Genomic DNA, 16167 nt, shown 5'->3' on the forward strand with positions numbered 1-16167 from the left:
CCCTGCGCTGCCACAGGTATCTTTCGTTCCGAAAACAACGGCGCATCGAAAATGGTTTGCAGGTCTTTTGCGTCGAATGGTGCTCGCTCAGACTGGTCCTCCTCAAGCCGCATCCCGCTAAAAGGATCAGCCCATGTCGCGTCCTCGGGCACGAGGCCATTGTGATAGCCCCATCCAGCAATCGCCTGCACCGCTCCAAGCTGTTTGTTGACCGTGCCGGCTGACCTTGGTCACTTTAGGATGCGCATGCCCATTCGCTTGATTTCGGTATCGGTGAGGTTCGCGCGGAGTGCAGCCTTTGCCGTTGGCTGCTTTACGAGAGCCTCAGCTTCCCTAAGGGTGCGGTCTATATCGGCAAGCGCGTGCGGGGCTCGTCGTGTAGCCTCGCGACGATCCTTCGTTGCCAGTGATTTTTGAGATAGGCTTGGGTCGGCTTCTTGCTGCTTAGTATGCGCGCAACGGCGGCTTGGAGCCTTTCGGGAACCTTGCGCTGAACGCACCAAACCCCAGCGGAGTTCTTGATCAGATATGGCATCGCGTGCATCAAAAGCTACCAAGATTTGCTACCAGTCAAGAGCAGCAAACCATTGATTTTTGCGATGTTTTTGAAATCTCAGCGCTTCTAGAACCGCTGGCGCTCTCTAGGGGAAACTGAAAGCGACCGCAGAACGCATTGAAAAGACTGATCTTTTCACCCCCTCTACACACTCTGTGTAGCAGCTCTAAACGCTATAGTCGAGTGCTGGATGTGCCCCGCAAGCACAAGCAGGCTGCACCACACTAGTGAATCACCTAATAGTGGTGATACCCTCGGCAATACGAGGTGTGGACTATCCGAGCTAAGCCGTTGATATCGGTACAGTAACTCGTAGCATGGGGCTTGCTCTCGGTGGGGTACAACAAACGTGAAAACGCAACCTAAACCGCTCGGGCGGTCAGTTCTGTTGATCTGCCCGGTTATCTGGTTGCGCAATTAGCTTGATTAGGGTGGGGACAAAAGTGATCGATGAAACCGGCCAAGGCGACGATGGCGACATCGTCCCAGAAGGGATGCTTGTTTGTGCCCTCACGGGTGACCATAAACCGGCGACCGCCCAAGAAGAAACGCTTCAATCCCTAATTGAGCAGCTTCATGGTGAGTATGGAATTCCGCTCAATCAAATCAAGCGTGATGTTAGGGTCCAATGCGTCTCCGAAGAGGCGGGCAAGGAACGAAATAGGACCCGCGTCGTCTCATTGGCGGTTTACGAAAGCGATGCCGCCGCGCTCGAGGATATGGTCCGGGTGGTGATTGTTGCGAAACCAACGGCAAAAAGTAACAAGAATTCAATCGACGTCCTGGATGAGGTGCTTGGCAACCTCTCGCAAGATCGATCACAGGTCTTTGGAATTTGGACAAATGGAATTGAACTGTCGTTTCGCATGCGAACGTTTCACAAGCGCACCGGCACTCCCGAATTTACGGATCTGACTGACATTCCGGCCCTTGATGAGAGCCTGGAAGAGCTCGAAACAGCGGACCGACGGCCCCTGCGCGTCGCATCCGGCGATTCGCTTCTGCGTACTTTCCGGCGCTGCCATGACTATCTTTACGGCAATCAAAACATGCGCGGTGATCGCGCGTTCTGGCAGATTCTATATTTGATCTTTGCCAAAATTCTTGACGAGCGATCGAGCGCACGTGAATTTTTTGTTGGAGCGACCGAGCGCAATTCCGAGAAGGGGCAGCGGGAGATCGCGAAGAGGATCAAGCAGCTCTTTGCCAGGGTGAAGGAAGAGTATGATGACGTTTTCGATGGCAACGAGGAAATCACCTTAAACGATCGGGCTCTATCCTTTATTGCTGCCGAACTCTCTCGCTACTCATTTCTGAATACAGACACGGATGCGAAGGGCACCGCGTACGAGGCAATCACGTCGACCACTTTAAAACGAGAGAGAGGGCAGTTTTTCACTCCCCGAAACGTAATAAAGATGATGGTCGACATGATTGCACCAACACCCGATAAGAAGGTGCTTGATCCAGCGTGCGGAAGCGGCGGCTTTCTCGTCGTCGTGCTTTCCACCATGCGGCAGCTTTTCCTGCTGCGAAACGGGTGCCCTTATCCAGAAAACCCTATTCCCAGCGAACTGAAAAAGATCGATCCATCCATCCGAAAATACGCGGGATCGTTCTTGTACGGAGTCGATGTCGACCCCGAGCTACGCAAGGCTGCGCGTATGAATATGGTAATGAATAACGATGGACACGGAAATATATACAGCTTCAACAGCCTCGAATTTGGTATCCCCAAGTTTGCTTCGCCGGAGCAAGTTACGTTTAGTAAAAAAAGCGGCGGCGGGCACGGGCAATTTGACTACGTTGTAACTAACCCACCTTTCGGCGCCAAAATTCCCGTCGAAGATCCAGACATTCTTAGGGCGTTTGAGTTGGGCTACACTTGGAAGAGATCTGGGGATGCATGGACTAAGCGCGAGTTGCAGAAAAAGGTGCCACCAGAAATTCTCTTCATCGAGACTTGTTGGAAGTTTCTGAAGCCCGGCACGGGCGTAGCGGCGATCGTTCTCCCAAATGGGATACTAGGGAATCCCGGTGAGCAGATGGAATTTGTCCGGTGGTGGATGTTGCGGCACATGGAGTTGCTCGCCAGCGTCGATTTGCCTGCCGAGGCTTTTCTTCCGCAAGTCTCTGTGCAAGCAAGCTGTGTTTTCTTGCGACGTCGGGCAGATAATGAGATCCGGTTAGCGGGATCAAAGGGTCCGCCACAGCGGCCGGTTTTCATGGCAATCTCGGAAAATTGTGGACACGGACGTCGCGGAGAAGTGCAGTACGTACGAAATCCGGACGGCACCGAGAAAATTCAAACACGAACCGTAGTCGAACGCCGCGAGAGGAATAGAAAGATAGATCAGATCGAACGCCTCGTCGCATCAAAAGAAGTAGCGGATGATCTGCCGTGGATTGCTCAAGAGTATCACCGGCTCTGCACCCAAGCGACTGAGAAATGAAGGCAATATCATTCGTTGCTAAGCACCCGCGCACGGCAGCACTTCGAGCGCTGAATTATACGCCCGAAATCGAGAAGATACGTGCCGCGAGGAAGGGCCGTTCAGTTCCGCTTCGCGACCTGCTCTTGAGAATGGGGCCTGCTTACGGAACGGTCTTTACCCGCAAAGACTGCGCCCCTGAGCGGGGCATCGAACTTTTATCTCAGTCCGATATGTTCGCCTCCGAACCGCGAGGCCGAATTATCAGACGCGACTCGATGGGAAACCCCGATGCCCATGAGATCGCTCGTTTCGACGTGCTTGTCGCGGGCGCAGGTACTTTAGGAGAAAACGAGCTCTATGGAAGATCAATAATCGCCGACCGACGCTTGGCCGGCAAGTACGTTGGTCCAGATGCCATGTCTCTAGTTTTTGAGGAGCCCGGCAGCGATATTTCACTTTTCGCTTACGCGTTTTTGGCTAGCCCCACCGGCGTTAGAGCCATTCGATCGACTAGTTATGGGACGAAAATTCTCAGGTTTCGCGATGATCTTTTTGGAACGCTACCAATCCCACTCGTTAGCAATGAAGCGACGAGCCGGGTTGCTTCGCTTGTTAGAGCGACCATCAAAGACCGTGAGTTATACGACGAGAAGTTAAGGAGCGCTCGCGCAGTAGTCGATCAGCTGCAAGACATACAGGCCGCAAAAGAGATGGTGACCGATCGGCGCATCTCGGCAGTAATCTGGGACGGCGCGCTTGACACGATTTCAGCATGGAATTTTGCATCGACTCGCGGAGCTTTTTCGCACCTCAGCTCTGCTTGGAAATTCCGCTTGCGGGACGCAATAAAAGATGGCGGCGCATTCAATGGACCACGCTTCTCTCGGATCGAGTGTGATCGCCCCTATGGCATCGATTTCATGTCACAGCGAGACGTTTTTCTTATGCGTCCCGTCCCCCGCAGAATCGCTCGACCGGCGATTCCGGACCGACAGCTGCTCGTGCCATCCAATGCAATATTAGCAGGAAGCCACGGTCAGCTTTCTGAGGGATCGCTATTTGGGAAAGTTGAATTAGCCAGCCACCTTGGCGACAAATGCGGAGTTACACAGGACATTCTGAGACTTCTACCTCGTGAAGGGCATCGGGCTGTCGCGTACACGTTTTTGTCAACTGCCGTCGGGCAAGCGCTACTAAAATCGACAGCAGTAGGGACAAGCATCCCCTCCGTCCGGCTCGATCTGCTTCTGAAGCTACCTTACCCCACTCTATCTTCTACTGACGCAAGGCTAGTTGACTCACTTACTTCCGACGCGGAGTTAGCCCGGATGCGGGCGACTGCGTCCGAAACTGAGGCTATTCGGATAATCGAAGAAGAGGTACTTCCAGAATGGCTCGTGTGATTGACGTGTCTTCGGGAGGTGGCTTCGTGGGCCCCTTTGAGCCGCGCGTATGCGAGCAGTTAAAACGGGAGCTGCCTGACGATTTTATTTTGATTCCCAACTTTCAGATCAAGCACAAGCATCTAGGTGCCTTCGAATTCGATCTCGTTGTAATTTCTCCGCACGCCATCTACGTAGTCGAAGAAAAAGAATGGTACGGCCGCCTTAGTGGTGACGATCAGGAATGGCTGCTCAACCAAAGTCCAAAGAGGTGTCCCCTCTGGCTGACAAACACAAAGTGCAAGGTTCTGAAGGGTGAGCTCCGAGCTTTAGCCAATAGTGTATATATTGATCCCCTGCTAATTGTACCGGACGGAACTCAGATACAGATTAATGGCAATTGGGGCGGACACGTCGTTCATTTGAGTAGTGCTGCCACGTGGCTGAAAGATTCCAAACGATTGGGGCCACGCGCATCGAATGTTAAACCCGCTTACGCTCACATAGAAAAAGCCCTTCTCGGTCGAATGGCAAGCCGTAATCGAGGGCCTAGGCGGCGTGTGGCGGGCTTCGAGATCATAGAAACGCTCTATGCAGATGACTACTGTGGAGAATACATCGCGAAGCGTGCGCACTTTGCGGATGACACCAGTCGCTTTCGGGTTCGAACATGGAGACTAGATCGGAGCGGGACCCCCCAAGCCGTTGAAAAGCGGAAAGCGATCATCCGTCGCCCAACCGAAGCCGTGGCGAAGATCGGTCGCCATCCGAATCTCCTTCCTGTCCTGCACTTTGACTTCATTGATGATGACAATGAATTCTATGAAGTTACCGAATGGTCCGAATACGGCACCCTTCATGGGTATCTCAACAACCCTGATCGCGAGCAGCTTACGTTGCGGGAGCGTCTGGAGATTGCGGCGGGTGTCGCATCGGCCCTAACAGAAATTCACACGAGCGGCGTGGTGCATCGAAATGTTTGCCCCGAAGCCGTCCTGGTCGGCTTTGACCATATCCCCCGGTTGACTGATTTCGATCGCGCCTTCCTCGAGGGAAACATTTCGGTATTCGAAGGAACCGAAGCGAGGCGAAACTTAGCGTTCATTCCGCCCGAGCTCGAGAACGTATCTGCTTACGATTTTGACACCGCATCAGATATGTATTCCTTTGGCGTGCTTCTCTATCAGCTACTCACTGACAAGGTTCCATTCGCCAAGCCCAGCGAGGCTCGTTCTTCTAGCGGCATACCCTCAAAGTTGCCTTCCCAACTCCGAGAAGGCGTTGATCCGCGTCTCGACAAACTGATCCTGAATCTTCTCAAGGTAAGCAATTTTCATGAACGACCAAGTGCACTGCATGCAGGGAAAGCCCTTCAAGACCTGTTGAGTGCCGGTTCTTCCTCTACAGATATATTGCCCGCCGAAGCCTCGCCCGCAAGGTTTGAAGCGGGAAGTCTTGTAGACGGAGTGTGGCGCATTGACGGACTTCTTGGTCAAGGAGCATTTTCGCGCGCATATCGCGTCTTTCACTTAGACCACCAAAAAACTTACGCGATGAAGCTACTTACGAATATTAGCAATCAGGATCTTACGATCCATGAGTGGCGCGACGCAGGCAAGATGCCGACGCATCCCAACGTTGCGAAGATAATATGGATGGATCGCCTCGCGCCGCCCGATCAGACTCCCTATGTCCTCTATGAATTCATCGAGGGCGAGACAATCGAGCCCTACTGCGACGGACGCAAACGACTCGCTTGGCCAGATGTTAAGCGCGTAGGTACCGAGCTTCTTGATGGATTGGCCGCCGTGCATGCTGCCAATATGGTCCACAGAGACATAAAGCCAGCAAATCTACTGCTCGAGCTGCCGAATGATCGGCTAAAGCTGATTGATTTCAACATAGCAACATTCATCGGTGATGCTTCCGGTCGGGCAGGAACACCGCGATATTGTCCACCAGATGCCGGTCAGCCAACGTGGGCCGAACAGGACGATCTATTTTCTGTGGGAGTCGTGCTGTATGAATTGATAATCCAGCGGCATCCATACCCTCAAGACGATCCGTCGACGGGAAGCCCATTTTTCCCAAATGATATCGTACCGGAGCTCGACGCTCTTTCGCCCGAGCTGAATACATTTTTGTTTAAAGCCGTCCAACCTACTCGAAGCGGGCGTTTTCAGTCAGCCTTGGAAATGCTCGAAGCGTTTAAATCAATTGAAGCCGTTTACGCGGCCCGGGCACAATCGGTCTCGCGCGAAGGAAGGTTTCCTGGCCTAACTCTTTCGCCCGACGAAGCAGCACGGCGGAATTACAATCCGTACGTGACGCGGCTACTCACACTCTATAGTCAGGCGCGTGAAACAAACTCTGGCACGAGAGGGTTGGACGAAATTGCTCGGATTACGTATGTCCCCACCCGTCTGGACAACAAGCTAGCACCGGCTATCGCAAGTGGAAATTTTCGACTCGTAATCGTAACGGGCAATGCCGGTGATGGTAAGACCGCATTCCTTCAGCAAATAGAAAAGTCCTTCCACGCCAGTACCACTGTAGTCGGCCTTCGTAGTGGGAATGGTTCTCGGTGGAGCCGCGACGGCGTCGACTACGAAACGAACTACGATGGTTCTCAAGATGAGGGCGATCGTACCAGCGACGAAGTGCTGGCACAATTTTTCGCTCCGTTCGAAGGACCAACATTAGTAGGCCTAGGAAAGAGCGCCGCACGCCTTATCGCCATAAACGAAGGTCGCCTGCTTGACTTCCTCGCGCACAGCCGGTTCGCAGAAAACTTCGTCGGGCTCAACGGATTCGTTCATGACGCGTTAGCTGGCAAAGCGCAGCCCGACCGAGCTCTACTGGTTAATCTGAATCTTCGGGCCGTCACAGCAGGGGGCGATGAGTCGTTGATCGAGAAGCAACTAGTTAAGATGCTCGACGACGACCTCTGGGTACCTTGCGAAGCATGTGAACACAAAGTTCGATGCCCCATTAAACACAACGTTGATACGCTTGGTGATCCGGCGTCTGGTATAGAAACCCGAAGACGCGTACGACGGCTGTTCGAAATCGTTCACCTACGCCGGCGTGCTCACATTACGATGCGCGATCTCCGCTCAGCCCTCTCTTGGATGATTTTGCGCGATCACAGCTGCGACGATGTAGCAAAGCTTCTTAGCCGTCGAGATCCGGGCATTATTAAAGCGCTTGCATCGCTTTATTATCCTGAGGCTTTTGCAGATCGCGAGCCTGCGGCAATGCAGCAGCGGAGAAATCGAGATGAGTTCCGCGACGAGCGCACCGTCGATCGCTTGGTTCGGAGACTTAGAGAAACTGACGTAGGTCTTGTCAACCTCCCTACCTTAGATCGCCGACTTGATTACGCCCCCCACACCGCTGTGCCTTGGATGACATATGAAAAGCGATCCAACGAAGCGGAAAAGATACTGGGGGAGCTCTGGAACAGCGCATTGAAACTGAGCGACGAAGTCGAACTTAAGGATGTTATTGATTCCCGTCGCGCTGCTCTGGCGCATTGGCGGAGGCGTTCTTTTTTCGAGAGAAGGGACGCCGGTTGGGAGCAGCAACTTCCGTACAGGTCATCAAAGACGCTCGAAGAAATAATTGAGCAACCAGTCGAAGAGAAGCGTCTCGATGCCTGTCGTCGGTTAAGAGATATCGCAATTGACGCCATGTCGTTAACAGAAGGACTTCTTAGTTCGAAGGTCTCCAAAGATTTTCTGGCACTGCGCATTAGCCGGATCAAAGACGCGAAGGTTCGAAGCTATCGGCTCTTTCCGAAGGAAAGCTTCGAAGTGCGCGTACCCTCCCCGGTCAATGTACAGTACCTAGAGTATGCTCCTGATTTTGTAGAGTTGATATCTGAATACGGGAATGGACACGCCCGCCTTAGGATCTCTCTCGATTTGCTGGAGATGCTGGAATTGATCCGCAGCGGCTATCGTCCAACTATGAGTGACTTGCAGGGCCTGTTCGTGAATTTGCTTATCTTCCGGAACGAACTCCTCGCCACCCACTTCGATCGACTACTGGTAACGCCCGATGACCAGAATTTCTTTGAGATTGAAGCCCAGGGCAGCAGCAACGGCATATCCCTTAAACTCTCTCCTCATATGATCCCAGCGGAAATATCCCAATGAAATTGAGGAAGCAAGATCAGGAATTTCGAAATCCAAAGGTGTTCTATCCGGATCCCAAAAACGTCGACCTCGATCGCGTTCTTATCAATTTGTTTCTCTTACTGCGTTGCGATGGAACGCGTCCCGCTACACGAGGACGTGCTAAGGCGGAGTTCGAGCAGGTTCGCGCTCATGTTGAAACGCTGGCGGCCATGCCCGGTGTGACGGGTGTTCTCGAGAATAAAGAAATTGCTCAGCAATGGCTCGAAACAGATATCTTTGACTTAGTGAATCGAAATCGCCCCACTGAAGCTATCGCATCGCTGCGTCCACTCCATCTTGATGCTCACAAAATACGCGTTTCGAAGTATTGCCGCGACTACAATCACGCCGATGCCCTCTACGCAATGCTGGAGCATGGCGATCGGCAAGCATTAGTGGATCTACGAAAGTACTTGGAGCGAGGACGAGACCCTGCCACCGGCAGATTTGATGGCGCAACACATCTGGATCTCGAGACCCTAACAGTGCTGAAGTTGGTCGAGGACTTGCCGAACATGCATCCTTCCGGGGAGACGGTTGCTAGTTTTGCTCCAGTTTGCGTTGGCCAGTCGCGCATATTGGGTGATGACGTCCAACGGCTATTGGCCTACCAAGATGTGATCCCCAGGCCGGTAATGATTGATTATCTCAAGGCCATCTTTGGATTGCACATCGGACTGTTCACGCTTCGGGTCGGCCGCCAATTGTCGGGGTGGGTGAAAGATCGGGCACCAAATACGAAGTGCCAATCGTGTCCTGTCCAAGGAGCAGCGGCCGAGCCGTTCCAGGACTGCCCCTACCAGCTCAGTTTCACGGTTGATATGGGGAGCGATTTCCGAACTCGCATGGCGCAGCTCGCTCAGCAGGACGCTGCAAGCGAATACAGCGGTCTAATTCACCTGGTGAAATCGATATTCTCCGTGAACCAGCTCCTGCGCTATGCGCAAGAGGAGAAGCTGGGAACGTCGCCAGCAGAAGTTGTTGCGCTGTTGACCGATCCGCCGGATGGTTTCGAGGCAGATTTCAAAGCGCAATTGAAGGAACTCAGACGGCTAAACGAAGATAATGAGGAAATGCCCCTCGAAGTACAGTCGATCTTAGACGCCCGCCTACCGCCTTTTGATACATTCATCGAAATCGTGAGTCATATCCGCCAGAAGCATCATATGACTTATCTTGTTCAGATGCTGGACAAGTTATTTCAGAAGAATTCTTCCTTTGGAGCGCTCATACAGGGGCGATCGAAAGCAAACCCTCGTCGTTGGCACCTGGGGGGACGACTACTGGAAGTGTTTGTACAGCTAGCGGTGTTACGCGCAGATGGCGAAGGCATAGGCAGGCAATTCTCCACGGAGCCGATGCTAATCGACGACTTTTTGCGTTGGATTGAGAGGAGATATGGCTTTGTGATAGGCCCATCGACGCTTTCTGGTCGCAAGCCTACAACGCTCGACGAGCACCGCGCATTCCGAGAGAATCTTCGGGCGTTGAAAGATCGTCTCCGCGAAATCGGCTTTTATGACGACTTAAGTGACGCCTACAACGCGCAGACCGTCAAGCCACGGTATATTCTCACTCAGCATGACTTAGCAAATGACTGATCTGATCACGAACGCAACTGAGGACGACCTCCACGAATTTGTGGCGAAGCAAATCTTTCCGATGATGGTCAGCGCCTTGGAGAAGGCAGGTACCGGTCAGCGTCTTCGGGTGACGTCTCTGCCCCCCTCGGTTATGCGGCACATTTGCCAGAAGCTCCAACGCGACAATCGATGGTCTGCTAAAGTATTAACCGACGAAATAAGCTCCGAAGATTGGCAGGCAACACCCACAAAAATCATCGAACTTCGTAACACGTTGGAGCAGCCGTTATTAGTGTTCATACCGCAAGGCCTGCGGAACGCGGCAGAGGACTCTCTCGATATTGCGACATTTACTGAACTCTCCATGACTTCAGTCGCAAACGATTTGGTTGAGTCTCTTCTCAAGGAAGTCGAAAAGCCGCTCCATGACGCAATGCGTGAGATGCTCGGCAGACTTAGACTTGAAAAATTCACGCGACATGCCGATGAGGAAGTGCAGTATCTATTGACCGTCAAGAAAAACGGTGGAACTCCTGAGAGTGCCGGGGGTGCACTTTATGCCTTAGGCCTAATACCCGACTTCGCTCTTTTCACTCGTGGTTCTCATATCCAGTGGCTATCCCGCAATCAGGCTGTCTGCGGATTTTTGGGGGATATTGCGCAGCCATTGCAGTCGCGACTTGCACGCCTCCGTGTGACGCCCAACACACTTCAGCCAGAGTTGTTTCGCTTTCTACGCGATCAGCAATCGGACGATATACGTATATGGGCTAAACACGTCGCCTGTGACCAGCGGTATCGTCATCTTGCGTTCGATAGATGGCAATTCTCCGACACATTAAATGAGCAAGAGCTGCGCTTGATCTTGGAGCCGCTTACGCTCCCTGTCCAAGGTGCCGACGTTGTACCCGGAGCGGTCCGGCTTCCAGTGCTCAATTTGGCTGGAAAAGATGTTCTCAAAGTCGCCTTTCGCTCAGCGCCTAAACCAAGTCAGTATCCTTCCTGGAAGCACTTCCGTATTCAAATCCTCTCCGTTGAAGATGAAGGGCCGTCAGTTGCGTGGGAAAGCAATAACTACCCACGGACGTCGGGTCCCAACGCTCGTATTACGAGATCGGTACGAGTCACAGATCTGCAATTCCTAGAAGAGGGCACGTACTACGTAAAGGTTGAAGCCTACGACACCGACGGCGCCCTCCTCAATGCCAGCCCGAGACTTATCGACCCGGAAGACGCGACCAGCCGCGCGGAGAATGAATCCGAAAGATTTTTGGTCCTTCGCGAAGACACCATTCCGCAACCCGCGGATTCTAGATCGGTATTGGTCTCTTCACTTCTAGACGGATGGATGCACGTCGCAGCGAAGGCTCTCGGGAGAAAGACACAAGATGAGCTGCCTAGCATAGGTGATGCAAATGGCGCGTGGGACGAACCTGTAGGAGCAGCGCCCCGCTCTGACGTCCATTTTGAGCTCGAAAGCCCCGGCTTCGCAGGATTGGCAATCTCTGTGCCCTCTCTACTGAGGAAGATTCAGCTTGCTATTCTTCAGAATCCGAAACGTATCGGAAAGCACTACCTTTCGCTCTCCAGGGTACGATCTGCAGCGGACGTTGAACTAAATTATGACGAAGACTTCTTGCCGGACAATCCCCTAGTCAATGCATTTTTCAATGCACGCGCGGAAGTGTGTCGCTCAATTCTCAGAGACCATATTGCCGAGGGCGCCGACTCCGATGAGCTTACCCGACGGGCGGGAATCGTAGAAACAGTCAATTTACTTAATCATCAGGCCGCCATAGATAAGTACGTAGACGCGTATGTTAAGCTGGGGTCGTTTGCACTCGAAGCTGGAGGCGCCAACGGTATAAGACCACAAGCTATTGCTTCCTTGGACCTCGTTGAGCTGCGGTGGCGTTCCTCTGTAGGCGACCCGGGACGAGCGCTTCTTCTCTCACCGACGCATCCACTCCGGCTAGCCTGGCACCTTGCGCATACGAGGTTATGTGCGAACTCAATTAACTCTTGGTCGGATTCAACTCACGCCGTGCCATCTTGGCGTAGATTCATTGGGCAGCTCAGGAACGACCTCATTCCCTCTAACTTGCCTTTGGTAGTCTTTGATCGCAAAGGCCGAGGGTATGTCGAGCATACCCCCCTTACCCCTTTCTGGCCGCTGTACCTACCGGATCGAGGGATGGCAGATGCTCCGCTCGACGCCGCTGCGGCACGGGATCGAATCATTAATGCAATGGGAATGGGTAATCGCTCGGTTGCGCTTAGCACAGTAAGTTCTGAGGACATCGCAACACGATTGTTTGAGTATCTGCAGCAGCATCCCTATGCTGAGCAGTTGCGGCTGAACGTGTTCAACCCAGGCGATGGTAGATTTGTTGCGGACGTCTTGCGAGCAGTTGAGCGCCGCCGGATCAGCATTGATAAGAGAAATGCGCCCGCACTAAGATACGCCGTCCATCTTTTTGCAGCGACCAACCAACTTGATTTGGTTGCCGACGGGCTTGAGGCTCTTCTCGATCCCGAACGCCAGGTGAGCGAAGATGATGAGTTTACGCTAGCCTCCAGTAACCATTTGCTTCCGAAGCTGGTCTTCGCAAGGAATACAATAGAAGAGTTTTTGCAAGCGCCTGAACGCTACGCGGCGCATGTCTCGATACTGCACGAGCAGTTCATTGCCCACAGCCGCGTCGCGCGTGTCGACCATTTGAGGCGCGGGTCCTTCGTTTCAGGATTGGTTCAAGAACCACAAGTGCAAATCGAAGCTTCAGGACAACTTTTTGGCTGGACTAAAGGCCTTCGTGCTGAACCTGACCCGAGCTCGTCAGGTCCGGACACGGGAGCTGCTCTGGCTATAATGCAGTGCCTCGGCGCGTCCGTTGCACTCGGCAAGACTCCAGCACCCGGTTTTGCTCCGGTCATTGCTTTGAACTTGGATCCAAACGCCCAGGCGCTCTTGAGACGGGTGCACGACTATAGCGACTGGGTAGTTACTATCGACCGCAATCTCGGACTGGACTATTTTGATAGCCCTAGCGCAGCAAACGAAGCGGGGTATCTTCTTGACTTTGCTCCCGAATATTTGAACGAGGATCGCCAACGCCTTCTTCTTACAACCCGAAGCACCATCGAACTGGAAGGCCTAATTCGGCCCGCCCTCTCCAGATTCGAACTCTTGTTAAGTGATGGAGATGAGGCAGTAGTTCTGGAAGCCATTCGGTCCCTTTCCGGACGACTTGCCTTGAGGTTCGAATCCGCCCGAACGCATTCGTCTGAAGTTGTGGGGCTGTTGTTGGCCCGATGGCTACTGGAGCGGGTCGGCATTCTTTCCGACCGCGTCGTTATTCCGCTCGACGCCCATAGAAGTTGGTTTCGGCGGGAAGAAGCTGAACAAGAGGTGTCCTCTCAGAAACGTGCTGATCTTCTGTTAGTCGGGTTTAGAAATAACAACACCCTTCGCCTCGACATCGTCGAGGTAAAGCTAAGAACCGAACTGGCTGGTTCAACCGCTCGTATACAGCTCTACAGGAACATGTACGATCAGGTCGAGAACACTGAAGCACGTATTCGTGAGCTTTTCGATCCTCACTACTACGCGCTGCCGAGAGCAGATTTCGCGTTGAAAGCGAAGGAGCTCGGAACCATCCTATCATTCTACGTTCGGCGTGCGGTCCGTTACGAGCTACTAACCAAAGCAGCCGGTGAATCCGCTTTGGCAAAAATTGAAAGGCTCGACCAGGGCTACCAATTTGATATTCGATCGCTCGGTGTCGTTTTCGAACGCGCGGGCATTGGTACTCATGAGGATGAGGAGGAACCCGGATTTCGTGTCTATCGATTTGGTGGCGATGTCGCTCAGCAGCTCCTATCCTTTGCAGTCAAACGCCATACCGAGCGAGTGAGCAAACGAAGCTCTGTGGCTGATGGTCGAAGGTCTTACCTCGAGCCATCGCCCGCGCCTGCTATTTCTAACCCGGAGCTCGAGTCGTTTCGGTCCCTACTTGCTGTGCCGCTCGTTGAGAGGCCGACGTCAGCCGAAATTGAGCTACCACCAACGGCCGCAAATGAAATCGTGCACACAGCGGAGGGGCCAGAAGCGGAAGCGTCTTTTGAAGCGACGGACGATTGGCATCCAAGTAGCAATCGCCCCGACACGCCGATTAACACTCCTCAGGCCGGGACTGATACTTTGGGGGTGGCAGATATTTTATTGGGAGCGAGCGACTTCTCACCGCAATTCGGGGTCCTCGGAAAGAGTGCTGATAAAACTGTCGCAATCGATCTGAATGGTTGCAACACCATTAGTTTGTTCGGTGTTCAGGGCTTTGGAAAATCGTACACACTCGGCGCAATCGCTGAAATGGCGACCACTCCAGTTCCCGGCATCAATGTTTTGCCGTCTCCACTCGCCACTGTCATATTTCATTATCATAAATCTGATGCCTACGAACCTGAACACGCGGCAGCCATACATCCCAATCAGAAACAATCCGAAGTAGAAAGACTGCTATCGGATTACGGCGCCCGCCCTAAGGGACTACAAGACGTGGTGCTGCTCGTGCCAGCCGCAAAAGTGGAGCAGCGTAGAGGCGAATATCCCGGAGTAGATGTAGAGCCAATCCAGTTCAGCTCGGCAGAACTCGGCGCTGAAAGCTGGAAGTACCTTCTGGGTGCTTATGGCAATGATTCTCTGTACGTCCGCCAATTGGTCGCGATCATGCGGCGGCACCGAGGTGATTTGACCTTGGATGTTTTCCGTCGCGAGATTGAAGCAGCCGAATTGTCGAAGGGAGCACGCCAGCTTGCCGAAGACAGAATTCGCCTTGCCGAACCATACATCGATGATAGCAAGAGAATGGGCCAGCTTCTTCGTCCGGGCCGCACAGTAATAGTAGATTTGCGTGATGAATGGATTGAAAAGGATGAAGCGCTTGGGCTTTTCGTTGTGATGCTCAGAATTTTTTCGGCTCAAAGGCATGAGAGCCGGGAATTTAACAAGCTGGTCGTGTTCGACGAGGCTCATAAGTACATGGCAGAATCCGCATTGATTGGCCAGGTCGTCGAGACAATTCGCGAAATGCGACACCAAGCCACAAGTGTAGTCATTGCCAGTCAAGACCCGCTCTCCGTTCCCCGTGCTGTCGTGGAGCTGACTTCAGTACTGATCCTTCATCGAATGACATCACCGCAGTGGCTCAAACATCTAAAAGGTGCGATCGCTGCACTCGACGAGGTAAATGAAGCTCAACTCGCCGCACTTAAGCCGGGCGAAGCCCTCATTTGGGCTCAAAGAAGCACTGACAAGCGCTACACCATTCGACCGCAGAAACTTGTAATCAGACCGCGCTTCAGCCAGCATGGTGGCGGCACAAGAACCGCAGTATCGGGTTCAACGGTCAGGTGAACGCTCCCGTGCGGCGTGCGGGTCGGTCGCAAGCCGATCCCGGCCGGAATCGGCAGGGGGTGTCAAATCTAAGACATGACCTCGCGACAGCGGCTCAGCAAATTTCCCCCATACCCCGCTCAGCCCTCATCCATTCCGCGGACACTTGCGGTGCGAATGATAGCATCTCGGTGAAATTGCGCTGTAGCGACCATCTTTTCGCTTGAGCACAGTCGGGATCCAAGTCGGCTATTTAGCCCAAGTCGCGCAAATAGCGCCAGCTTACCCCTATATTCACTAGCGTTTTCGACCGTTGAAATTCTCGATTTGCTGCATGAAGGCACGATGGAGATTTTCGGTTGTCGACTGCGGCCGAGGGCACTCGCAATCGCGATCCCAACGTCGCGCGGCGGATTCCGACCACCACGATCACGATGACGTGGTTCTTGGGGCAGCGGCAACGCCGCCAGAAACCCGCAATTCAACTCAGTTCTGAAAGAGCTTGAATGTAAGCGCAGCTCTGCGGCCCTTTTGAATGGCGTTTGACGTCTATTTTGTTCGCGTAGCGCGTCGCCGCGGTTTCCATGTGTCGGACAACGCGTTTACGGCGGCCTCGAGGGCATTCCGGTCGATCA

Annotated in this window: 5 protein-coding genes; all 5 read left to right on the plus strand. The window is 53.2% G+C overall.

Annotation, left to right across the window (positions count from 1 at the left end; genetic code table 11):
* Positions 1-999 precede the first annotated feature (999 nt).
* Genes GWG67_RS30735 through GWG67_RS30755 form a run of 5 tightly spaced genes read left to right on the plus strand, consistent with a single transcriptional unit; the run spans position 1000 to position 15553 of the window.
* Positions 1000-3009, plus strand: a complete 2010-nt coding sequence (locus GWG67_RS30735; RefSeq protein WP_275173134.1) for an N-6 DNA methylase — start codon at positions 1000-1002, stop codon at positions 3007-3009.
* Entirely contained in the window at positions 3006-4394 is a 1389-nt protein-coding gene (locus tag GWG67_RS30740) for a hypothetical protein (RefSeq protein ID WP_275173136.1), read from the plus strand. The genes GWG67_RS30735 and GWG67_RS30740 overlap by 4 nt, the downstream gene beginning before the upstream one ends.
* 26 nt (positions 4395-4420) lie before the next feature.
* Positions 4421-8533, plus strand: coding sequence for a serine/threonine protein kinase (locus GWG67_RS30745; protein ID WP_275173138.1), 4113 nt, complete (start codon positions 4421-4423; stop codon positions 8531-8533).
* A complete protein-coding gene (locus GWG67_RS30750; RefSeq protein ID WP_275173140.1) occupies positions 8530-10155 on the plus strand; it encodes a hypothetical protein in 1626 nt (541 codons plus the stop codon). Before GWG67_RS30745 ends, GWG67_RS30750 begins: the two co-directional genes overlap by 4 nt.
* On the plus strand, positions 10148-15553 hold the full coding sequence (locus GWG67_RS30755) for an ATP-binding protein (protein WP_275173141.1): 5406 nt from the start codon (positions 10148-10150) through the stop codon (positions 15551-15553). The genes GWG67_RS30750 and GWG67_RS30755 overlap by 8 nt, the downstream gene beginning before the upstream one ends.
* Positions 15554-16167: the final 614 nt, after the last annotated feature.

The organism is Bradyrhizobium sp. CSS354, assembly GCF_029051725.1.
In the GTDB taxonomy this organism is placed as follows: Bacteria; Pseudomonadota; Alphaproteobacteria; order Rhizobiales; family Xanthobacteraceae; genus Bradyrhizobium.

Excerpts from the sequence above, each read along its gene's own strand:
- GWG67_RS30740 (WP_275173136.1), top strand. The coding sequence starts at position 3,006 with ATGAAGGCAATATCATTCGTTGCTAAGCACCCGCGCACGGCAGCACTT.
- GWG67_RS30750 (WP_275173140.1), top strand. The coding sequence starts at position 8,530 with ATGAAATTGAGGAAGCAAGATCAGGAATTTCGAAATCCAAAGGTGTTC.
- GWG67_RS30755 (WP_275173141.1), top strand. The coding sequence starts at position 10,148 with ATGACTGATCTGATCACGAACGCAACTGAGGACGACCTCCACGAATTT.